Source organism: Acidobacteriota bacterium (assembly GCA_016700075.1).
Classification (GTDB): domain Bacteria; phylum Acidobacteriota; class Blastocatellia; order Pyrinomonadales; family Pyrinomonadaceae; genus OLB17.
On record CP065000.1, the window covers coordinates 812188 to 832074 of the forward strand.

The 19887-nt window shown below is 53.9% G+C and carries 21 protein-coding genes and 1 pseudogene; 5 read left to right on the forward strand and 17 right to left on the reverse strand.

All coding sequences use genetic code 11. The annotated features are described in order from the left end of the window. Window positions 1-57: 57 nt before the first annotated feature. The 5 genes from IPM50_03725 to IPM50_03745 all read right to left on the reverse strand — a co-directional run bounded on the left by IPM50_03725 (window position 58) and on the right by IPM50_03745 (window position 6195). A complete protein-coding gene (locus tag IPM50_03725; GenBank protein QQS33704.1) occupies window positions 58-747 on the reverse strand; it encodes an HAD family phosphatase in 690 nt (229 codons plus the stop codon). Then, window positions 744-2246, reverse strand: coding sequence for an FAD-binding oxidoreductase (locus tag IPM50_03730; protein ID QQS33705.1), 1503 nt, complete (start codon window positions 2244-2246; stop codon window positions 744-746). The genes IPM50_03725 and IPM50_03730 overlap by 4 nt, the downstream gene beginning before the upstream one ends. A gap of 91 nt (window positions 2247-2337) precedes the next feature. Then, window positions 2338-4326 carry an excinuclease ABC subunit UvrB gene (uvrB, locus tag IPM50_03735; protein QQS33706.1) on the reverse strand — a complete coding sequence of 663 codons (1989 nt, stop codon included), beginning with the start codon at window positions 4324-4326 and terminating at the stop codon, window positions 2338-2340. 57 nt (window positions 4327-4383) lie between these two features. Continuing rightward, window positions 4384-4926: a redoxin domain-containing protein gene (locus IPM50_03740; protein QQS33707.1), complete on the reverse strand. Its 543-nt coding sequence runs from the start codon at window positions 4924-4926 to the stop codon at window positions 4384-4386. 75 nt (window positions 4927-5001) lie between these two features. Continuing rightward, complete coding sequence (locus IPM50_03745) at window positions 5002-6195, reverse strand: hypothetical protein (GenBank protein QQS33708.1); 1194 nt, start codon at window positions 6193-6195, stop codon at window positions 5002-5004. A gap of 184 nt (window positions 6196-6379) precedes the next feature. Between IPM50_03745 and IPM50_03750 the strand changes: the two genes are divergently transcribed. Further along, a complete protein-coding gene (locus IPM50_03750; GenBank protein QQS33709.1) occupies window positions 6380-7279 on the forward strand; it encodes a phosphoribosylaminoimidazolesuccinocarboxamide synthase in 900 nt (299 codons plus the stop codon). On the opposite strand, the gene IPM50_03755 is transcribed toward IPM50_03750, so the two are convergent. Then, entirely contained in the window at window positions 7276-8154 is an 879-nt protein-coding gene (locus tag IPM50_03755; GenBank protein ID QQS33710.1) for an MOSC domain-containing protein, read from the reverse strand. The genes IPM50_03750 and IPM50_03755 overlap by 4 nt on opposite strands. 36 nt (window positions 8155-8190) lie before the next feature. Continuing rightward, window positions 8191-8721 (reverse strand): GrpB family protein, encoded by a 531-nt coding sequence (locus tag IPM50_03760; protein ID QQS33711.1) that lies wholly within the window; start codon window positions 8719-8721, stop codon window positions 8191-8193. A 184-nt stretch (window positions 8722-8905) separates the two neighbouring features. On the opposite strand from IPM50_03760, the gene IPM50_03765 reads away from it, so the two are divergent. Then, window positions 8906-9220 (forward strand): co-chaperone GroES, encoded by a 315-nt coding sequence (locus IPM50_03765; protein QQS33712.1) that lies wholly within the window; start codon window positions 8906-8908, stop codon window positions 9218-9220. 119 nt (window positions 9221-9339) lie between these two features. Further along, window positions 9340-10983: a chaperonin GroEL gene (groL, locus tag IPM50_03770; GenBank protein QQS33713.1), complete on the forward strand. Its 1644-nt coding sequence runs from the start codon at window positions 9340-9342 to the stop codon at window positions 10981-10983. Between the two features lie 150 nt (window positions 10984-11133). On the opposite strand, the gene IPM50_03775 is transcribed toward groL, so the two are convergent. Together IPM50_03775 and IPM50_03780 are read right to left on the reverse strand one after the other, a co-directional pair. After that, window positions 11134-11646: a prepilin-type N-terminal cleavage/methylation domain-containing protein gene (locus IPM50_03775; GenBank protein ID QQS33714.1), complete on the reverse strand. Its 513-nt coding sequence runs from the start codon at window positions 11644-11646 to the stop codon at window positions 11134-11136. 347 nt (window positions 11647-11993) lie between these two features. Continuing rightward, window positions 11994-12881, reverse strand: a complete 888-nt coding sequence (locus IPM50_03780) for a dienelactone hydrolase family protein (protein QQS34449.1) — start codon at window positions 12879-12881, stop codon at window positions 11994-11996. A gap of 142 nt (window positions 12882-13023) precedes the next feature. Here IPM50_03780 and IPM50_03785 point away from each other — a divergent pair, with 142 nt between their 5' ends. After that, window positions 13024-13515, forward strand: a complete 492-nt coding sequence (locus IPM50_03785; GenBank protein QQS33715.1) for a nuclear transport factor 2 family protein — start codon at window positions 13024-13026, stop codon at window positions 13513-13515. On the opposite strand, the gene IPM50_03790 is transcribed toward IPM50_03785, so the two are convergent. The 4 genes and pseudogenes from IPM50_03790 to IPM50_03805 all read right to left on the reverse strand — a co-directional run bounded on the left by IPM50_03790 (window position 13516) and on the right by IPM50_03805 (window position 15453). Then, the gene (locus IPM50_03790; GenBank protein QQS33716.1) at window positions 13516-13890 is read right to left on the reverse strand and encodes a hypothetical protein; all 375 of its coding nucleotides are present in this window, start codon (window positions 13888-13890) and stop codon (window positions 13516-13518) included. 552 nt (window positions 13891-14442) lie between these two features. After that, a pseudogene (locus IPM50_03795) lies at window positions 14443-14532 on the reverse strand (prepilin-type N-terminal cleavage/methylation domain-containing protein). Between the two features lie 265 nt (window positions 14533-14797). Continuing rightward, window positions 14798-15016, reverse strand: a complete 219-nt coding sequence (gene infA / locus IPM50_03800; protein ID QQS33717.1) for a translation initiation factor IF-1 — start codon at window positions 15014-15016, stop codon at window positions 14798-14800. A 101-nt stretch (window positions 15017-15117) separates the two neighbouring features. Further along, on the reverse strand, window positions 15118-15453 hold the full coding sequence (locus IPM50_03805) for an RNA-binding protein (protein ID QQS33718.1): 336 nt from the start codon (window positions 15451-15453) through the stop codon (window positions 15118-15120). 328 nt (window positions 15454-15781) lie between these two features. On the opposite strand from IPM50_03805, the gene IPM50_03810 reads away from it, so the two are divergent. Continuing rightward, a complete protein-coding gene (locus IPM50_03810; protein ID QQS33719.1) occupies window positions 15782-16198 on the forward strand; it encodes a hypothetical protein in 417 nt (138 codons plus the stop codon). Here the strand turns inward: IPM50_03810 and IPM50_03815 are convergent. The 4 genes from IPM50_03815 to IPM50_03830 all read right to left on the reverse strand — a co-directional run bounded on the left by IPM50_03815 (window position 16190) and on the right by IPM50_03830 (window position 19681). Next, window positions 16190-16465, reverse strand: coding sequence for a GlsB/YeaQ/YmgE family stress response membrane protein (locus IPM50_03815; protein ID QQS33720.1), 276 nt, complete (start codon window positions 16463-16465; stop codon window positions 16190-16192). The genes IPM50_03810 and IPM50_03815 overlap by 9 nt on opposite strands. A 45-nt stretch (window positions 16466-16510) precedes the next feature. After that, a complete protein-coding gene (locus IPM50_03820) occupies window positions 16511-17272 on the reverse strand; it encodes a DUF1349 domain-containing protein (protein QQS33721.1) in 762 nt (253 codons plus the stop codon). A gap of 140 nt (window positions 17273-17412) precedes the next feature. Beyond that, window positions 17413-18765: an ABC transporter permease gene (locus IPM50_03825; GenBank protein QQS33722.1), complete on the reverse strand. Its 1353-nt coding sequence runs from the start codon at window positions 18763-18765 to the stop codon at window positions 17413-17415. After that, window positions 18758-19681, reverse strand: a complete 924-nt coding sequence (locus IPM50_03830) for an ATP-binding cassette domain-containing protein (GenBank protein QQS33723.1) — start codon at window positions 19679-19681, stop codon at window positions 18758-18760. Before IPM50_03830 ends, IPM50_03825 begins: the two co-directional genes overlap by 8 nt. Between the last annotated feature and the right edge of the window lie 206 nt (window positions 19682-19887).

Consider the following 19887-nt stretch of genomic DNA (forward strand, 5'->3'; position numbering starts at 1 on the left):
CGACAACTGACCACCGACCCCGCTCCCTGCTCTCTTTGTTCTCTTTGGTGAATTTTCCTAAAAGACTCGCCGCAGCGAATCCGGGAACCAGTCGTTCAAATTCGTCGCAACAGAATCTGCTCCGGCAGCACGCAGTTCATCGGCAGAGACAGTATTTGCGACCGCCAAAACAGGCAGGTCCGCGGCCTTTCCCGCTTTGACGCCGGCGGGCGAATCCTCGATCACGAGGCAATCAGCATGCACCATCGGAAGATGGCCTTTCGCGACGCGTGCGAGGTCAATTTGCCGAAATCCCTCGCGATAACACGCAGGATCGGGCTTGTAAGTGCTAATATCTTCGGCACTTAGAATAACGGAGAAATACTCTCTCAGGCCGGCCAGATCTAGGATCAGGTCGATCTCTTCGCGTTTTGCCATGCTGACGATGCCGAGCTCCATTTCGTTCGCCGTCTTAGCAATGAAGTTCTCGACGCCGTCGAAAAGCGGAATGCTCTTTTGAACGCTCTCTCGCCATTTCTCGGTCTTGCCCGCGACAACTTCGTCGATCGTAGCTTCGTCGGCATTTTTGCCCGCTGCCTCAAAGACCGACGCCACGAAAACGCGGTCGTTCATTCCCATCCGCTCGTAATACATCTCGTTGGTTAGCTCTACGCCGTGCGGTTTCATTACTTCGCGATACGCGTCGCACTGCACCTGCTCGTCGTCGATAACGACACCGTTCCAATCCATTAAGACTGCTTTGATCATATAAATTTTTCGTCAAACATATTCCCGCGACCTAGTATTCCTTTCGGGTCGAATGCCCGTTTCAGCTCTGCCATCTCGTTCAAATACCGTTCGCCCATCATTACGTAAAGATATTTCGATTTCATCTTGCCGATGCCGTGCTCGGCCGAAACGCAACCGCCGATCATGATCGCCTGAGCGATAAAACGGCCGTAAATATGGCGAGCCCGCAGGGCTTCTTCGTCAGTTTTGGGCAGCAGATTCGCATGCAGATGGCAGTCGCCGATGTGTCCGAAAATGATGTGGTCGATGCCGCTGTCGGCCATCATTTCTTTTTGAAATTTCAGGAAGCCCGCAAAACTCTCGTCCGGCACTGCCATGTCGGAACTGACCTTTTTCTGTCCGGTGCGAACAAGCCGCTCATTCACCGCGACCGGCAAGGCATGTCGAAATTCACGCATCTTTTCGCGATCCTGATCCGTTGTCGTGAACCACGAGCGGTCAACGTCGGCGTTGTGTTTTTCAAGCAGAGCATTCCACGCCTCAAACAACGCGTCTTCCGTCTCAGAGGTCGTTTCCTGCTCGAAAAATATCGCTCCCGCAACGTTGTCCGGTGTTTCCGGAAACTTTTCGCGAATGAACTCAAGCGAGCGATCGTCGAAATATTCAAGCAGCGTGGCATTCACGTCAGAACCACCTGCGGTAGCGGGTGGTTGAAGCCGGGCCTGAAATGAGCTTTGCCGGGCCTCGTCAACAAACGCCAGCAGGTCGCCGTGATCCGCAAAGAACACGATCCCCGCGAACAAACCTTCCGGCTTCGGCACCAGCCGCAGCTCGATCTCTGTGATCACGCCGAGCGTGCCTTCGCTGCCGATAAAAACATCAATGGCATCGAGCGGCTGTTCGTTGTAATAACCTGAAACGTTCTTTCGCACGTTCGGCCGTTTGTAGGTCGGGATCCTTGCCGTGATCTTTTTGTCTGAAACGGTCGGAATTTCGACGGTGCCATCGGCATTCGAGAAGATCTCATCGCGGCGGAGCTTCAGCATCTCGCCGTCGGCGAGGACCACACTCAACGCTTTAACAAAATTCCGCGTCGCACCGTATTTGAAACTGCGTGCACCGGACGCATTCGTCGCCACGTTGCCGCCGATCTGGCAGCTCCATTCGGTCGGATCGGGCGGATAATACAGCCCTTCGGCCTCGACCGCCTTTTGAATGTCGGCAAGTATGACCCCGGGCTCAACGACCGCGGTCATCGCCTCTTTGTCGATGCTCTTGACCTTGTTCAGCCTTTCCAGCGATACCACCCAGCCGCCGAGCGGCACCGCACCGCCGACGTTTCCGGTTCTGGCACCTGCGATCGTAACGGCAACGCCCGCTTCATTCGCGTCGCGCAATATCGCCGCGATATCGTCCTCCGTTTCCGGCACAAAAAGCCTTTCTCCATGCCCGCCGGGCATGTTGCTGGCGTCGGAGAGATAATTCTGCAGTTCTTCTGTTTGGGTCTTTACCTGCACTAACGCAATTTTAACGCAAAGACGCGAAGTCGCGAAGACGCAAAGCAAATTGGCGGCTTTGCGTCTCAGAGTCCATGCGTTGAAACTGTCGTCATCGATATTCAAGCTCGCGGTCGCGGAGGTATTTCAGCTTGTCGCGAAGCTCGGCGGCTCGTTCGAATTTCATCTCGCGTGCGGCGGCCCGCATGTCGGCCTCAAGCTGTTCGATGGTTTGTTTGAGCTGTTTCGGCGAATAGTCCTCGACAGCGTCCAGATCGAGCGGCACCTTGAAATAATCTGCCTCGTACGCCGTCACAAGCGTGGCTTCGATAGGTTTGACGATGGTTGTCGGGGTGATGCCGTGGAGTTGGTTGTATTCTTCCTGGATCTCGCGTCGGCGTGCGGTCTCGTCAATGGCACGCTTCATCGAATCGGTGATCTTGTCGGCGTAAAGTATCGCCATGCCGCCCGAGTTGCGAGCCGCTCGACCGATCGTTTGGATCAGCGAACGCTCCGATCGCAAAAAGCCTTCCTTGTCGGCATCTAGGATCGCGACGAGCGAAACCTCAGGCAGATCGAGCCCTTCGCGAAGCAGGTTGATGCCGACAAGGACGTCGAATTCGCCCTTTCGCAGATCGCGAAGTATCTTGATTCGGTCGAGCGTCTCGATATCGCTGTGCAGATACGTCACGCGGACGCCGACCTCAGCGAAATATTCGCTCAGGCTTTCCGCCATGCGTTTCGTCAACGTCGTCACAAGCACGCGTTCGTTGCGTTCGGCTCGGACCCGGCATTCTTCCAGCAGGTCATCGATCTGGCCTTTCACAGGCCGAACCTCGACGATCGGATCGAGAAGTCCGGTCGGACGAATTATCTGTTCGATGACCTCGCCCTGCGAACGTTCGAGTTCGAAATTGCCCGGCGTCGCCGAAACGTATATCGTCTGGCCGCGACGCTGCTCAAATTCCTCGAAATTAAGCGGACGATTGTCTTTTGCACTTGGCAGACGAAATCCGTATTCGACGAGTGTTCCTTTCCGCGACTGATCGCCCTTATACATAGCACCGAGCTGCGGGATCGTCTGGTGCGATTCGTCGATGACCATCAGCGAATCTGACGGCAGATAGTCGAGCAGCGTCGGCGGCGGTTCGCCGGGCTTTTTGCCGGTCAGGTGCCGCGAATAGTTCTCGATACCGCGACAAAATCCCATCTCCTTGATCATCTCCAGATCGTACATCGTCCGCTGATGCAGCCGCTGAGCCTCGACGATCTTGCCCTCTGCAACAAGCTTTTCCTCATACTCGTCGAGTTCGGTACGAATGGTCTGAACCGCACGTTTTATCGTGTCTTTCGACATCACGTAGTGCGTTTTCGGATAGATGGGCAGCCTGGAAGTATGTTTGAAAAGCACCTCTCCCAGCAGCGGATCGATGGTCGAGATGGAGTCAATTTCGTCGCCCCAGAATTCAATCCTGTACGCCTGATCCTGATAACTCGGATACACCTCGACAACGTCGCCGCGGACGCGGAACGTCCCGCGGTCGAAATCGACGTTGACGCGTTCATACTGCAGTTCGACGAGCTTCTTTAGAAAGTCCTCGCGTTTGAGCTGCATTCCGGGCTCGATGAATAGCAGCATCCCGAAATACGCATCAGGATCGCCGAGGCCGTATATGCACGAGACCGACGCGACGACTATTACGTCACGCCGTTCGAACAAAGCACGCGTCGCCGACAGCCGCAGACGGTCGATCTCATCGTTTATCGTCGCCTCTTTTTCTATGTATAGATCCGACGCCGGAACGTATGCTTCCGGCTGATAGTAGTCGTAATACGAGACGAAATATTCGACCGAGTTTTCAGGGAAAAAGCCCTTGAACTCCTGATAAAGCTGTGCGGCAAGTGTCTTATTGTGCGCCAATACAAGCGTCGGCTTTTGAACCGCCTCAATTACATTTGCAATAGTGAAAGTCTTGCCCGAACCCGTGATGCCGAGCAGCACCTGATCGCGTTCTCCGCGGTCGAGCCCTTCGACGATCTGGCGTATGGCTTCGGGCTGATCGCCGGTCGGCTTATTTTCACTTATGAGACGAAATTGCACACCTTAAGCATACAATAATGCCGTCTGAAATTGGAAATTCGCTGACGCCGGCGAGTGTCATGCCCGTTCTCGCGAACGCAGAAAAATGCGGCTGCGGAGTTTCAGGCGCTCATATTTTTCCGTCATCTCATCGCCGCGTGCGGCGTAGATATCGCGGATAAGATGGTCGTCTGACGGGCGAAACGCACGCAGCATGATGTCGCGGTTGCGAATTATGCCTTTCGCGTCGATGACGACGATACCGCGGGTGATGCTGATCGGATAGAGCCAATGTTTCGCGAATGCTCGCGTGATCCTTCGGCCGGGATCGGCAAGCAATGGGATCGGGAGATGGCGTTTCAGAGCAAATTCGTGATGCTCCTCGGGAGTTCCGGGTGAGATACCGACGATGGTCGCATTCGTTCTGAGATATCGCTGCCAATTGTCGCGGACCGAACACAACTGCCGTGTGCAAACGAGCGTCTCGTTGCCGGGATAGAAAAGCAGAACGACCACCGTGTCGCGGTGGTCGGCTAGCCGCCATTCAATACCGTTATCAGCGGGAAGCGAAAAATCCGGAGCCTTGGTGCCAATTTGCGGTAGATCTTTTGTATTCTCCATTCGTTCTAAAATACCCGGCACGGGCGAGTTTCTCGCCGCGTTGATAGATGGAGGGTGATCTTCAGTTCTTTGCTGCTATTGCTCGACCGCGACGGCTTTTTCGATACTCTTGATCGTATCTCTGAGCCTTTCTGCGAGGTCCTTTGAGTTATTGTGCATGCTGCCCAAACGCCGGAGTTCGTCGAGGGTCCTCGGATCCTTTTGTACACGCAGCACATGGAGCAAAGCAAAACGAACTCGCTCGTCCCGATGACTTGCCAGAGCTTCAAATAGCCCTTCTGTCTCGCCGGACCTGATCAGCAGCGACACAAGTGCAAATGCCTCATAAGCGATCTTTACATCCTCGTGGATCAGGCGATCAAAGGATTTTGAAACAATATCCGCCTCGATGGCGGCACGTGCTGCTTGGATCATGCGAAATTCGTCATCTGCGGCGATGATGCGTTTCCAGGCGTGAGCTCGATCGAAACTTAGCCGAAAAAGCCCGCGTGCCGATGCTGCTCGAACCTCACGAGTCGGATCGGCGCATGCAAGCAAGATCGTCTCGAACACTGACTCGTGATCGAATTGGGTCAGTGTGTTTACTGCCTTGGATCGGAGATTTGACGAAAGGTCGTAAAGAGCGATCTGCGAGAGAGCGTTGACTGAGTTCTTTGTCCTGAATGCCGCCAGCACCCTCACGGCGAGCTCCCTTACAGCTTCGTCTTCTTCGAACTCATCATTTGCCTGGTCGATTGCGTTCAACAATGCGGGATCGTCAGAATCCGGAAGCGGCTCATAGCGTTTAGCAGGAGCGAGCTGGCTGAAAGAATTGATCGGCAGCTGCGAATACTGCAGCCGCCGCATCTTTTCCTGAAAGATCTTCGTATCGAGCTTGGCCTCTTCTTCGCGTTTTGCGTTTTGAGCAGCGATCGCCGCTTTTTTCGCGGCGGCCTTTGGCCGTTTGGCCTGACGCAGCCATTCAAATTCAGCGTCAGCGTCAACACTCTCTTCGCCGCTGTATGACAATGCCGCAGCATTTTGCTGGCTATTTTCAAAAGTCAGATTGGGCTCGTATTTCTTTGAACGGCTTCTCCACCAGAAAACGCCCGCCCCAAGAAGGGCCACTGCAATGATGAGAGCGACTGACATCCATAGCGGATCGCCGGCAGAATTAATGGCCTGTTTTTCAGCGGCCGTCGTGCTCTGAGCGTTGAGATCGGCGGCAAGAATGGTGAGTGCCGCAAAGAATGCGGAAAAGAAACCGGCAAGATGATACTTCCTATGCATGAAATGTTGTGAAATTGCGGGTAAAATTGAGTCGAACGAGTGAGTTCGGATAGTGCGGAGGCATCGACGGCAAAATGCCTGATCGACACCGCTTTCTATTATGCACTAAAGCCTCAAATTTGTCACCACAAATTTTGGCAATGTTATTAGAGTTTTAACGTATTATCTATTCCAGAATATATTTATGGCTTCCGGATCCGTATTTGAGGAAATTGATCTTGGCCTTGAACTCCTTTATAAAGGAAAAGTTCGCAATATCTACGGCGTCGATGATGATCGGTTGGTTCTCATTGCTACCGACAGGCTATCCGCGTTTGACTGCATTTTGCCGACACCGATTCCCGCAAAAGGCGTGATCCTGACGCAGCTTTCCAAATTCTGGTTCCATCTGTTGGAAGATGTGGTGCCGAATCACGTAATTTCTACGGATACGGACGAAATGCCTATTTTGGATAAGGCGAAAGAGGCTCTTCGCGGCCGGGCGACGATTGTCAGGAAAACGGAAGTATTACCGGTCGAATGCGTCGTTCGCGGCTATTTGGAAGGCTCAGGCTGGAAGGAATATCAGCAGACCGGCATGGTTTGCGGCATCGAACTTCCGGCCGGTTTGCGGCAATGCGACAATCTGCCCGAGCCGATCTTTACCCCCGCGACCAAGGCATCTTCAGGCCACGATGAAAACATAGACTACGCGAAATTCGAAGAAATTGTCGGCAAAGAAACCGCGGAGTTTCTGCGTTTGACAACGCTCGCGATCTACAGAAAAGCAAGCGAATATGCCGCCGAAAGGGGCATCATCATCGCTGATACAAAATTCGAATTCGGCCGGCTACCGAACGGCGAGATCATACTGATCGACGAGGCCCTGACGCCGGATTCCTCACGATTCTGGCCGGCGGACAAATATGAACCCGGCAAACCCCAGCCGTCTTTTGATAAGCAGTTCGTTCGCGAATATCTGGAAACTCTCGATTGGGACAAGACGCCGCCCGCACCGCCATTGCCTCGGGAGATCGTGAACGCGACAGCAATGCGTTATCTCGACGCGTATCGGCTGCTGACGGGAAGAGATCTGCGGTTTTAGAAGCTTTCAAGTATCTCGACCTCGTCACCGACGCGTATCTCAACGCCTGTCGTTTCGGGTACAAGGTTCATTCCAAAAAACACCGCGGTCGGCTCGAGGCCGAGGGTGTCTAGCCGCTCCGGCATCACGTCTCGTGCCATACGGAACGACGCAAGTGTTTTCAATGGCTCCTTAGCGTCGAATTTGCCGCATTCGGGATCGACCGTCGTCATAACGCAGCGGGCACAGGGTTTCGTCACGCGTAATACAGCATTTCCAACTCGAATTCGTTTCCAATCGTCTTCTGCGAATGCATCGCTGCCCGAAACCACGAGATTAGGCCGAAAACGCCGCATCGGCAGCATTTGTGGCGCAGGCAGCCTGCCTGCATTCGTCGTTTCGGCGATCTTTTGGTTCAGCATAGCCAATGAGGGCTCCGCGGTGATCAACAACGGATAGCCGTCCGCAAAACTCACCAACTCGCCGCCGCGGTTGAACCGCTCATTTATCGGCCTCCCGGCGTCGTCGGGCATATAGAGCAGTCGCACTTCCCTACTGAGTACGTCCGAAAACCACTCGTTCGCCTCAACGTCGCACTCAAACGCCTCGCTCTCGCTGCCCCAAACCTTTGTCAAAATGCGCGAATCGTCATCGCCCGGCTTCGAGACGTTCATCGAACTCCCGTTTTCACTTGTCACTTGTAACCCGACATTCGTCACCTCCACGGTGATCGTCGCCATCTTTGGTTCCTGACGCTGCGTAAGAAACTTGCCAGCGGCATCGACGATCATCCAACGCCGGTCAAACTCAAGCCCGCGTCTTTCGACGGTCGAACTTTCCAACGTGATCCCTTTCAGCGATTTGATCGGGTAAATATTTATCTCCGAGATCTTCATGGACACGTTATCGAATGCGTGATTCGTCCGGTGAGCCTATTTTCCCGCAGCCGAATTCAGTATCTTCGGCATAAAGCTGTTGACCCAATCGTCCTTAATCTTAGCGTACCGTTTCCTATCACCCACCGATTCTGCCAACGCGATCTTGTAATCGCTGTATTCCTCCGCCAGGTCCGGTTCGCGGCGGAGAACGTCGCGGAAAAGCAGTTTCGTCTCCCAATCCGGCGTCGCATTCGTGTAAATATGCATTTGGCAAAAACGGATCTCTCCGTCGTCGTGAACGGCATAATAATGATCGGTCTCGTCCTCGTACTGTCCTCGATATTCGTAACCAAGTTCGCTCAAATGATCGATCAACCGAGCAAATCCATCTTCGTCGCAAAGGATCGCGATATCTAAGATCGGCTTCGCATGAACCGTCTCAATTGCGGTGCTGCCTATATGCTCGATCCGGACATTCTCACCGCCGATACAATTCAAGATGCGTTCGCTCTCAGCCCCGAAATCTTTTGCCCACTCCGGATCATGCGGCACAACCCGCAATTCATCTCGACGCATTCCGTGCATATACCACAAACCAAGTTGATAGTGCTGCACTCATATTTTATGAATACGCACAAAACCCTTGACAATTCTAGCCGCGTTTTGTAAATTAGCACTCATTGACCCGGAGTGCTAAATCGACTGAGAATATTCGGGCCAGTTCGTTATCTTATTACTTATAAGAACATTTAGAAAGGAGTAACAAACTATGGCGACAACAGTAACACCGCTTCACGATCGCGTGATCATCAAGCGTATCGAGGACAATGTCAATCAGACCGCAGGCGGGCTCTACATCCCGGACGCTGCAAAGGAAAAGCCGCAAGAAGGCGAGGTCATCGCAGCCGGTGCAGGCAAATATAAAGAGGACGGCACTCGTCAGACGCTTGACGTTAAGGCGGGCGACCGTGTTCTTTTCGGCAAGTACTCGGGCAGCGAGATCAAACTCGACGGCGAAGAGTACATCATCATGCGCGAGGACGAGATCCTCGGCATCATCAGCCGCGCAGGAGCAGCAGCGTAGCAAGTCTGACCAGTCGAGGCAGTCTCGGAAGTTTAGAAAGTCTTTGACTTTCAACCGTTTCCCGAACGCCCCGACTTCCTAGACTTCCAAGACTTTCTAGACTCAGGAGACTAATTACAATGGCAAAACAAGTTATTCACGGTGAAGATTCACGTGCCGCGATCCTGCGTGGTGTAAACCAGCTCGCGGATGCGGTAAAGGTTACGCTCGGCCCGAAAGGCCGCAACGTCGTTATCGACAAGAAGTTCGGTTCGCCGACCATCACCAAAGACGGTGTGACGGTGGCGAAAGAGATCGAGCTGAAAGACACGCTCGAAAATATGGGCGCACAGATGGTGCGCGAAGTCGCTTCGAAGACCTCGGACGTCGCCGGTGACGGCACGACGACCGCGACGGTTCTCGCTCAGGCGATCTTCAAAGAAGGCGTCCGCACGGTAGCCGCAGGTGCAAACCCGATGGCTCTCAAGCGCGGCATCGAAAAGGCCGTCGGAGCTGTCGTTGAGGAAGTTCACAAGCTCGCACAGCCGGTTTCGGGCGACGCTATTGCACAGGTCGGAACGGTTTCAGCCAACGGCGACAAGACCATCGGCACGATCATCGCAGAGGCGATGGACAAGGTCGGAAAGGACGGCGTCATCACGGTCGAGGAATCCAAGACCATGGAAACGCTGCTCGAGGTCGTCGAAGGTATGCAGTTCGACCGCGGCTATCTCTCGCCGTATTTCGTTACGGACGCTGACCGTATGGAAGCGACGCTCGACGAGCCGTTCATCCTGATCAACGAGAAAAAGATCTCGAACATGCGTGATCTGCTGCCTATCCTGGAGCAGGTCGCCAAGATGGGCCGTCCGATGCTGATCATCGCAGAGGACGTGGAAGGCGAAGCTCTGGCGACGCTCGTCGTCAACAAGCTTCGCGGCACACTCAACGTCGCAGCCGTCAAGGCTCCGGGCTTTGGCGACCGCCGCAAGGCAATGCTCGAGGACATCGCTGTTCTGACGGGCGGCAAGGTCATCTCTGAGGATCTCGGCATCAAGCTCGAATCCATCACCATCGAAGATCTCGGCCGTGCGAAAAAGGTCGTCATCGACAAAGAGAACACGACCATCGTCGAAGGTGCCGGTGCAGCCGATGCCATTGACGGACGCGTCAAGCAGATCCGCAATCAGATCGAGGAAACCTCGTCGGACTATGACCGCGAAAAACTGCAGGAACGTCTGGCGAAGCTCGTCGGCGGTGTTGCTGTGATCAAGGTCGGTGCCGCAACCGAGACCGAGATGAAGGAAAAGAAAGCACGCGTTGAAGATGCGATGCACGCCACGCGTGCTGCCGTCGAAGAAGGCATCGTCGCGGGCGGCGGAGTCGCTCTGGTACGTGCTGCCAAAGTGCTCGATGGTTTCACGGCAAACGCCGAGGACACCGACGAGCAGATCGGCGTGAACATCGTCCGCCGTGCTCTCGAAGAGCCGCTTCGCCAGATCGCCGGCAACGCCGGTATGGAAGGCGCAGTAGTTGTCGAGAAGGTCGCAGCGGGCGAAGGGGCCTTTGGCTTTAACGCAGCTACCGAGAAGTACGAGGACCTGATCGCAGCGGGCGTCATCGACCCGGCAAAGGTCACCCGCACGGCTCTGCAGAACGCTTCGTCGATAGCGGGCCTCATGCTCACCACCGAAGCTATGATCGCCGACATCCAAGACGACAAGGGCGGCGACCCAATGGCCGGCATGGGCGGCATGGGCGGCGGCATGGGCATGGGAATGTAATTCCCGCCGGACCGCAGGCTGCCGGCCTGCTTTGACTAAACTCTTAAAAGGCTTCGCTTTAAAAAGCGAGGCCTTTTTGTTCAGCCAAAACACAAAAAAGCGGGGAACGCGAATTCCCCGCCGAGTATGTTTGAGAAGAAAGAATGTCTCTTAGTTGTTCAGCGGAGCACCGCCGGTGACGACGATCGGGCCGCCGCTGTTGTCCCAAGACATGGTAGACCCGACATAGACACTGGCATAAATTACACCGTCGGTCGCTGCTAAAAAGTGACGAGCCCCTGTTGCGGTCACGCCGGTGGCCGTTAGAGGATGGGCACCGACGATCATCGTCGCCGGCTGCGTGGTCGTACGAGCAGTTGCGTGGGTCGCTACATAATATCCGGATTTGTTGGTTGACCCGATCGTTGAATCGACCAAGCCCAGTGTCGCGAGCGTAACCACGCCGTTGCCGCCGGACATGTCACCGGCATAGTTGCCGCCGCCATAGGTGGAAGCATAAGTTTGCTGTGCGCTGTGGATCGTGCGAACCGACGAGATCGCGGAGCCCTCATTCGAGCTGCGGCGAGCAGCAAGGAGATTGGGGATCGCGATCGCGGCGATGATACCGATTATGACGACGACGATGAGAAGTTCGATTAGCGAAAAGCCTTTGTTGTTTTTCATGGACTGAAGGGGTCTCCTGCGGAATTTTTATGTCCGGGCGTTTCTCGCCCAAACTCGCCATCCCTTAAACAAATCACGTGCCACAAGTTGACGTGAGGATGATCCAATTGAGTAAATGTTGGCAATAAATCAGTTATTGGTGCGGTCACCTCTCCAAAGAGCCGCGGCAGACCCAAGCCGATTCTGTCAAAATGACTATATCTGTCAATAGATTTCGCGCGAAAGACAATAAACGGCAGTGCTTGGGCTCAATTCGTGACTAGAACGCGAGGCCAAGCAAAAGCCCCGCTGCTAAGAGCGGGGCAACTCAAACATAGTCTGGAAGCCTGCGGTTCCGGGGAATGAAGCTATTTCAAATACTTTTTGAAAAACTCCAGCGTTCTGGCCCATGCGAGTTTCGCTGAGGCTTCGTCATAACGAGGCGTGGTGTCGTTGTGAAAGCCGTGCTGCTTTTCGGCGTACATATACGACTCGTAGGTCTTCTTATTTTCCGTCAGGGCTTTTTCATAGGCCTCGATGCCGGCGTTGATGCGTTGGTCGTTGCCGGCGTAGTGAAACTGCAGCGGTGCCGCGATCTTCGCGACGTCGGCGACGCCTGCCTGGCTGCCGTAGAATGCGACGCCGGCGTTCAGGTCCTTGCCCAGACGCACCGCAAGCTGATTCACCATGCCGCCGCCGAAACAAAACCCGACAGCCCCGAGCTTTCCTTTGCTGTCCTTGCGCTTTTTCAGCCACATCGCCGCAGCGACAAAATCTTCGGTCATCTTCTTGCCGTCAACCGTGCGAAACTTTGCAGCGGCGTCCTGCTCGTTGCCAGGATAGCCGCCGACCGACGTCAGGCCGTCCGGTGCGAATGCCAGAAAGCCGGCCTTTGCGAAACGCCGTGCCACATCCTCGATATACGGGTTAAGGCCGCGGTTCTCGTGAATGACGAGAACAGCCGGGAACTTGCTGCCTTTTGCGGGACGAGCGAGATAGCCTCGGATCGAGCCGTTGCCCGCAGGCGAATCAACGCTTTCATACCCGACGCGAATGTCCTTATCTTTCGGATCGACGGTCTGCGCCCACGCGTAATTCGGCGTTAAGCTCTGAACCAATGCCGCAACTGTCACGCCGCCGATCGCAAATTTACCAAGCCCCGCAAAGAAATCCCGGCGGTCGATATTACCGTGCTGCCATTCATGAAACAGGTCGAGCAGTTCCTGCGGATATTCTTCTGCGGTCTTTCGTTCGATAGGTTTTTCCATATAAAGCGAGGATAGCCGAATCAGCACGCTTAATCAAAATTCTGAAAACTCTGCGCCGCCGCGAATCAGTTGCTTGTCTCGATCTCTTCGATTAAAATCTGCACATTCTCGGTGCAGGGATACAAATTCTATGAAACTCCTTTTCCCTTTTGCGATCATTACTTTGATGTGGGCTTTCTGCGGCCTTGGCGATCAGCCTGAAGGGCCTGCGACGAGTAACAAACCCGCGGAGAGCAAGCCTGAAAAGAAGGCACCTGACCGCAACGAAGTAAAGACCGAACTAACGAACCTTGCACGCGAGATCGCCGGTGCGGCAAAGGACGGCGATGTGACCTTTTTGGCAAAGATCACCACCGACGATTTTCAGCTCACGGATATCGACGGCAAGGTTCAGGGCAAGAACAAAGTGCTGTCTGAGGTGAAAGAGGAGCGTGCGATAAAATCGTTTGAGATCTTCGACGAAAAGCTCGTCAGCCTGGACGAAACAACCGCCGTTCTATCGTATACGCTGAAAGTGACGGGCAAGAACGGCAGGACCGCAAAGGCGCAGACCACCGATACGTTTGTGCGGAGCGACGACCGCTGGCTGCTCAAGAGCGAACAGCAGACGCTTGTGAAATAGCTATTTCGCCCGAGTCGCGGACCAGTCTTCCTGCGTGCTGCCTATGATGACAGATCCGGCCATTTTGTCGCCGGTGACCTTGCCGCTAAAGGAAAGGGTCAAAGCATTTCCGCCGTAGTTTATGGTGTAGGCAAATGTGATGACATCGCCTTTGATGGTGCCTTCAACGGGCACGTCGCCGTTGGGGCGTTTTGCGGTGCCGGTCAGTTTCTCGCCATCAACGCTTAACACCAGTTTGAAAGGCCGCGGCCCGCCGGGCGTGTTGTAAACAACATCCCATTCGCCAGCGACTGTATCACTATTCGCTGCCAAGCTTCCTGAGATCGCAAAGACCAGACCGACCGACAAAATTGTAAAGAAAAATGCTCTTTTCATAGAAGTACCCTGATCTCTATCATACGACCGCGCTGTCAATTTACGCCAATCAACGCAGAAAAGAAAAAGCCCCGCTTAATAAATGGCGGGGCATTCAATACGACAATATTCGTTGCTCGTGTCAATCAGCTAGTTGTCCATCGGCGAAAGGTCTGCCGCTATATCGCATATTCCGGGGCCCCAACCTGCTGCCCCTGTAAAGGTTCCGGCATTCATTACACCTTCAGTTGCGATGACAAAAATGCGGCTACCAGTCTGTGTCACACCGCTACTGACTGCTGGGTAAGCTTGAGCCAAGTGACACGCGGGTGTCGTTGACGTTGCGGGCACAGAATGGCCGGCGAACGCGTAGCCGCTTTTAAGACCCGAGCCCAGTGTGCTGTCAATAATGCTGACCTGGCCCAATGTGGTGAATGCATTCGTGACGAACGGTACACCGGCAAAGTTGCCGTTTCCGTACGTCGAGGCATACGTCGCCTGCGCTCCGTGATACGCTCGCATTGATGATATGGCACTCGCTTCATTCGCCGATCGACGCGATGCGAGGAGGTTCGGTATCGCTATAGCGGCGATGATGCCTATGATCACGACGACGATGAGAAGTTCGATAAGGGAGAATCCCTTCTGGCTACTTTTTGTCATAATTTTAGTTTGTTACCCCTAAATTGTAGGTACGGCAATATTTCGATCCGCCGCCAATCAATTTCCAAGTCAATTGTCGTGCCAAAGCATTAGACGCGAGTTTTGCAGGGATTCTGGTGATTTCGGGGGCCGACGGACCGGATGTAGGTGACAAGATATGTGAGCATAGTGACAAACGACGTCATTCAAAACGCCAGTGAAGCAAAAATGAGAAAAGACCCGCTCGAATTAGATCGAACGGATCCGTAAAAATTTCACTGGCAATCTACTTGTGGCGGTAGGTTATACGGCCTTTGGTCAGATCATACGGCGAGAGTTCGATATCCACGCGGTCGCCCATAAGGATGCGAATACGGTTTCGGCGCATGCGGCCCGATATGGTCGCAAGCACGATATGATCTGAATCGTTCAGTTTCACCTTAAAGAAAGCGTTGGGCTGTTTGTCGATTACAACGCCCGACATTTCTATCATTTCTTCTTTCATAAAAACTCAAAAACAGCGCTCCGAACCCGGGAAGACGTATGCCTCCGCACGAATTAACGAACGGAGGCATTATACGACTTCCGGCAAGCGGAATCCAAACCTTAGTAGCGTGACCTGTAGCCGCCGCCGCCACCGCCGCGATTGCCGCCGCGGCCGCCGCCGCCGCCGAATCCGCCGCCGCCGCGATCTTCGCGGGGTTTGGCGATATTAACGGTCAGCGTGCGTCCGTCCACCTCTTTGCCGTTGAAGCTCTCGATAGCTGAGTTCGCTTCGTCTGCCGACGACATTTCCACAAAACCGAATCCGCGTGAACGGCCGGTGTCGCGGTCCTCGATGAGATTGGCCGACTGAACCGTACCCGATTCGCCGAACATCGTTTCGAGGTCGTGCGCCGTGGTGTTAAATGAAAGATTTCCTACGTAAAGTTTCGTTGACATAATTGTTTTCCTTTCCCGTTTTCCGGGATCCTATGCGAAGTGTCGATCGAAATGCTTCGTAGAAAATGAAACTGACGAAGGAACGATCTCGGATGCTCAAAAAATCTGAGAGCCAAACTTCTGCTGCCTAATAACCGACCTGCTCTCAAACTGATCCAAAAATCGTTCTTTTTAGCGCGCCACCTTAGACGCGAGAGGAGGAACTAAATAAAGAATGACGGTTAACAGCACAGTATGCAAACCCGAAATGCTGAAATAATTGAATTTCCTGCGACTCGCGGCCGGGCGGTTGAATACCGTCTGCTAACATCTGATAATTTACTTGCTTATGACAGACAGCAACGGTAGCCGCGAATTGATGACCGCCGAAGACATTCACGCTTTTGGCGTGGAGATCGTCCACAACCAGCTCGTCGAGGCCGGCTGGTCGATCGAATCCGCGGACGTTTATGCCGATCCGCTCGAATTCCCTCAGATCACAGCAATGAAAGACGGTGAACTCGGCTTTTTCGTGGTCCGAACAGATATGTACCCGAACCGCGGCCGCATTGAGGGAGAGGACACATTTCGAAAGTTGGTTGCCTACGCGAACAGTCGCGGCGGAAGCTGCTATTTCGCTAGCGTAAGTATTGCTAATTCGGAAGGAAAAACTGAAGAAGAAATGGCAGTGCCCGTCAAAGGCGTCGCATATCACGTCGCCTTTGACGGGCTTGTAAAAATGGAGCTTCCTGAGGGCTCAGCCTGACTTTTTGTCGCCGCTGCCCATGACCAGACGAAGCAGGCCGAGCAAAATGATCGCCCCAAGAATGGACATCACCCAGCCCGCGACATAGGTATCATCGCCCGCACGCCAAAGCGACGACGCGATAAAACCGCCGACGAATGCACCCGCGACGCCAAGTAAAGCCGTCAACAGTATCCCAACAATGCCGCTTGGCAAAGCCTCTTTTCCGGGCATGATAAAGCGGGCGATTATTCCGACTATCAATCCACCGATCAATTGCGAGATCATAATTCGAGTCCTCCGTCAGATATTTCCTTAAGTCTAACACGATATTCAGTTCGATATCGACGGCGATAGTTTGATGTAAAGGAATTCGGCCGTCGTTTCGCGTGCGGTGTTCGCGGCGATGAGGCCGGCGAGGACGGTTTCCGGAAATGCGGCTTCGTACTCACCTGCCTCTCGCCACGGATTCTCTTCGTCCAGACGCCAATACGCAAGCATCAGGTTGCCGCTTCGCACGAGTTTAAGGTCAACGATGTTGGCGTCGGTCTCTATTTCGCCGGGCTGTGCGATGGGCGAGAATTCGCCGTTGCGTCGCACGTCGAATCTGATAGCACCGACGCCGCCGCCGACACCGCCATAGCCTCGCTCAAGACGTATATAATTCTGATCATTTACATATATGATCAGGCCCGCACCCTGATAATTCTCGGTCGGGCGAAAGCGGACACGGGTCTCGATCTCGAAATCGCCCGCGATCGCCTTTATGTATCGAGGTGCGTTCGAATATTTCCCGCGGAGTTCCTTGCCCGATGGAATGCGGACGCGAAGAACGCCTTTTTTCACGTCATGCGGCGTTGGATTGTGAGCCTCGTCGGGGTCGACCCAACGCCAGCCGACGGGCCAATCGTTGGAATATGTTGAAAAGCTGACGTTAGTGTCCTGCGTGATCTTTTCCGGCTCGCTGACAGCCGGCGTTGGCGACATCTCGGGCGTGGGCGACGCAGCAGAATTCTTCAGAGGCACCGGCCGCGAACATGCCGACAAGAGCACCAATGCCACCAGAATTTTCCACACAACGAGCTTAGCTATCATCAGACAGATCTATTAGGCTCAAGCATCGACGGATTCACGACACAAATTCAACGCAAAGCCCGCCAAGCCCGTGGAGTGAGAGAAAAACCGAAACCCAATTCTCCCTGTCTCCCCATCTCCTTGTCTCCTTGTCTCCCGTCTCATACTTTCCTGATCCACTTCCATATCTCCGGCACTGTTGCGCGTTTTCCGTACATCAACATACCCACGCGATATACACGCGACGCGATCCAGACTAGAATTGCGATCGCGAGAATATTGACGCCTACCGATAGAGCTATCTGCCAGAACGGCGGCATCTCGGCGAGTATGCGTACGGGCATTGTCAGCGGAGCGAAGAATGGCGACGTTGAGACCCAGAACGACATCGTCGAATTCGGATCGCGGATGACCGCGAAGCCGAAATATAATCCGGTCAGCATCAATATCATCGGCGGAAACGCGAACTGGCTGCCTTCTTGAACCGTCGTCACCGCCGAACCGATCAGTGCAAAGATCGCTGCGAACGTGAAATAGCCGATCAGAAAATATACAAGGAAATAAACCACCATCATCGGTGTGATGTCGGGGACAGACTGCAGGAACGGTGCAAGGTCCGCCTGACGCGACAGGAATATCGAGAGAGCAAGCAGCGACCCGACCCAGATCCCTAACTGCGTCAGACCGGCGAGCCCGACGCCGACCAGCTTTCCGAGCATCAGCTCGAAAGGCCTCGCAGATGAGAACAATATCTCAGCGATGCGAGTCTCCTTTTCCTCAACGACGGTGCCCATGATGACCTGGCCGTAGATCGCCAGCGAGATGTAGATCATCATGCCGATCACCAGCGACGCGATGAAAAGCATATCGCTGTCCTTTTCCTCGCCCTTGTCGCTGAGGGCTTTTGTCTCAATGGTGACGTTTCGGCTGATGTCGCGAACGGCCGCGGCGTCAATATTCGCGTCGGCCATCCGCTGTGCTCGTACGGCTTCATTGAGAGCGTCCTTCAACACCTCATTGCCTATGAAATCACCGGCCTTTCGCGTACGAAATTCGTATTTCACATCACGCGAGCCAATATCGCCGGGTATGATCAGATACGCGTCGATGTCGCCTGCGGCGGCTTTCGCATTCAACTCGGCACGGATGTCATCCAACGGCTTATCGCCAAACTCCATATCCACAAACGAGAACGACGAGCCCATCTGACGGGCTGTTCGCGACATCTGTTCGCCCTGCCCCGAAGGAACGCCGCGTATCGTCTCGTCCAGGGCCTGTTTCTGCCTTTCCGCCATGCGTTCGGCTGACATGTTGCCTTTCAGACGCGGCAATATCTTGTCAGTCGGATCAACGACGACGAGCCGCGTCGCCTCACCTTTTATCGAAAAAATGAATGCCGGCACGATCGCAAACGCCAGCCCCATCAGCGGAAACAGCAGCGTTCCAAGCAGAAACGTCCATTTCAGAACGATCTTTTTATACTCGTGACAAAGAACCGCGGTAAACTTACGCATTTGCGACACCTCCGCCTACTTGTTCGATAAATATATCGTTCAGACTTGGTTCGACCTTTTCAAATTTCGAGACAGCTGCACCGGCCGAGACGAGTTTTGTCAGAAGTTGCTGCGCGTCGGCGCCTTCGGCTAGTTCAACGTCGATCTGGTCTGCGTGTTCAGTCATGTGTGCAACAAGCGAAGTGTCGTTCAAAACTTCCCTGCCGCCCACGATGCGAAGTGCGACACGGTCGTGGCCGTAGCTTTCTTTTACTTCACGCAGGCTGCCGCCGAGCACTTTTCGCGACTTATTGATCAGGATTATGTCGTGGCACAGCCTTTCTGCCGTTTCCATCAGATGGGTCGAAAAAATGACCGTCTTGTTTGCCTGTTTGAATTCATCAAGCACTTCTATCATGAATTCGACATTTACGGGATCAAGTCCCGAAAAAGGCTCGTCAAGAATAAGAAGATCGGGATCGTGCAGCACGGTGGAGATGAACTGGATCTTTTGCTGCATGCCTTTCGAAAGGTCGGACGTCTTTTTGTCCTTCCATTCCGACAACCTCATTCGGTCGAGCCAGCGGTCGATCCGCCGGTCGGCCTCAGCTCGAGACACGCCTTTCAGTGCCGCGAAATAGCGGAGCTGATCGACAACCTTCATTTTCTTGTAAAGGCCGCGTTCTTCGGGCAGATATCCGATCTTGTCCTGTACCGCGGGCGATATCGGCTCACCGAAAAGCTCGATCGAACCTTCGTCCGGTGCGGTAATGCCGACGATCATACGAATGGTCGTCGTTTTGCCCGCACCGTTCGGCCCGAGAAAACCGAACACGCGTCCGGCGCGCACCTCGAAGCTCAGATCTTCGACCGCCGTAAACTCGTCAAACCTTTTTGTAACGCCCGATACCTCTAACGAAACGCCGTTTCCTTCCATATCTGTCAATACGATAGCACAGGGCAAATGGACCACAGTATCGCACCTTTTAACAAAAACTTAAGGATCGATATTTCGCCTGTAAAGATCACTGAAAGGTCACAATTTTCGCGCAGATCAAGCCATTTGTGCTAAAATTCTGCTCGATCCCCCATTATAAAAGCGGTGCATTTGAGTAATGCTTTAACCCTGGTTCCTTAAAAGAG

Coding starts and splice junctions, on each gene's coding strand:
- IPM50_03725 (QQS33704.1), bottom strand. CDS start 747: ATGATCAAAGCAGTCTTAATGGATTGGAACGGTGTCGTTATCGACGAC.
- IPM50_03740 (QQS33707.1), bottom strand. CDS start 4,926: ATGGAGAATACAAAAGATCTACCGCAAATTGGCACCAAGGCTCCGGAT.
- IPM50_03745 (QQS33708.1), bottom strand. CDS start 6,195: ATGCATAGGAAGTATCATCTTGCCGGTTTCTTTTCCGCATTCTTTGCG.
- IPM50_03750 (QQS33709.1), top strand. CDS start 6,380: ATGGCTTCCGGATCCGTATTTGAGGAAATTGATCTTGGCCTTGAACTC.
- IPM50_03755 (QQS33710.1), bottom strand. CDS start 8,154: ATGAAGATCTCGGAGATAAATATTTACCCGATCAAATCGCTGAAAGGG.
- IPM50_03760 (QQS33711.1), bottom strand. CDS start 8,721: ATGCACGGAATGCGTCGAGATGAATTGCGGGTTGTGCCGCATGATCCG.
- IPM50_03765 (QQS33712.1), top strand. CDS start 8,906: ATGGCGACAACAGTAACACCGCTTCACGATCGCGTGATCATCAAGCGT.
- groL (QQS33713.1), top strand. CDS start 9,340: ATGGCAAAACAAGTTATTCACGGTGAAGATTCACGTGCCGCGATCCTG.
- IPM50_03775 (QQS33714.1), bottom strand. CDS start 11,646: ATGAAAAACAACAAAGGCTTTTCGCTAATCGAACTTCTCATCGTCGTC.
- IPM50_03785 (QQS33715.1), top strand. CDS start 13,024: ATGAAACTCCTTTTCCCTTTTGCGATCATTACTTTGATGTGGGCTTTC.
- IPM50_03790 (QQS33716.1), bottom strand. CDS start 13,890: ATGAAAAGAGCATTTTTCTTTACAATTTTGTCGGTCGGTCTGGTCTTT.
- infA (QQS33717.1), bottom strand. CDS start 15,016: ATGAAAGAAGAAATGATAGAAATGTCGGGCGTTGTAATCGACAAACAG.
- IPM50_03805 (QQS33718.1), bottom strand. CDS start 15,453: ATGTCAACGAAACTTTACGTAGGAAATCTTTCATTTAACACCACGGCG.
- IPM50_03810 (QQS33719.1), top strand. CDS start 15,782: ATGACAGACAGCAACGGTAGCCGCGAATTGATGACCGCCGAAGACATT.
- IPM50_03815 (QQS33720.1), bottom strand. CDS start 16,465: ATGATCTCGCAATTGATCGGTGGATTGATAGTCGGAATAATCGCCCGC.
- IPM50_03820 (QQS33721.1), bottom strand. CDS start 17,272: ATGATAGCTAAGCTCGTTGTGTGGAAAATTCTGGTGGCATTGGTGCTC.
- IPM50_03825 (QQS33722.1), bottom strand. CDS start 18,765: ATGCGTAAGTTTACCGCGGTTCTTTGTCACGAGTATAAAAAGATCGTT.
- IPM50_03830 (QQS33723.1), bottom strand. CDS start 19,681: ATGGAAGGAAACGGCGTTTCGTTAGAGGTATCGGGCGTTACAAAAAGG.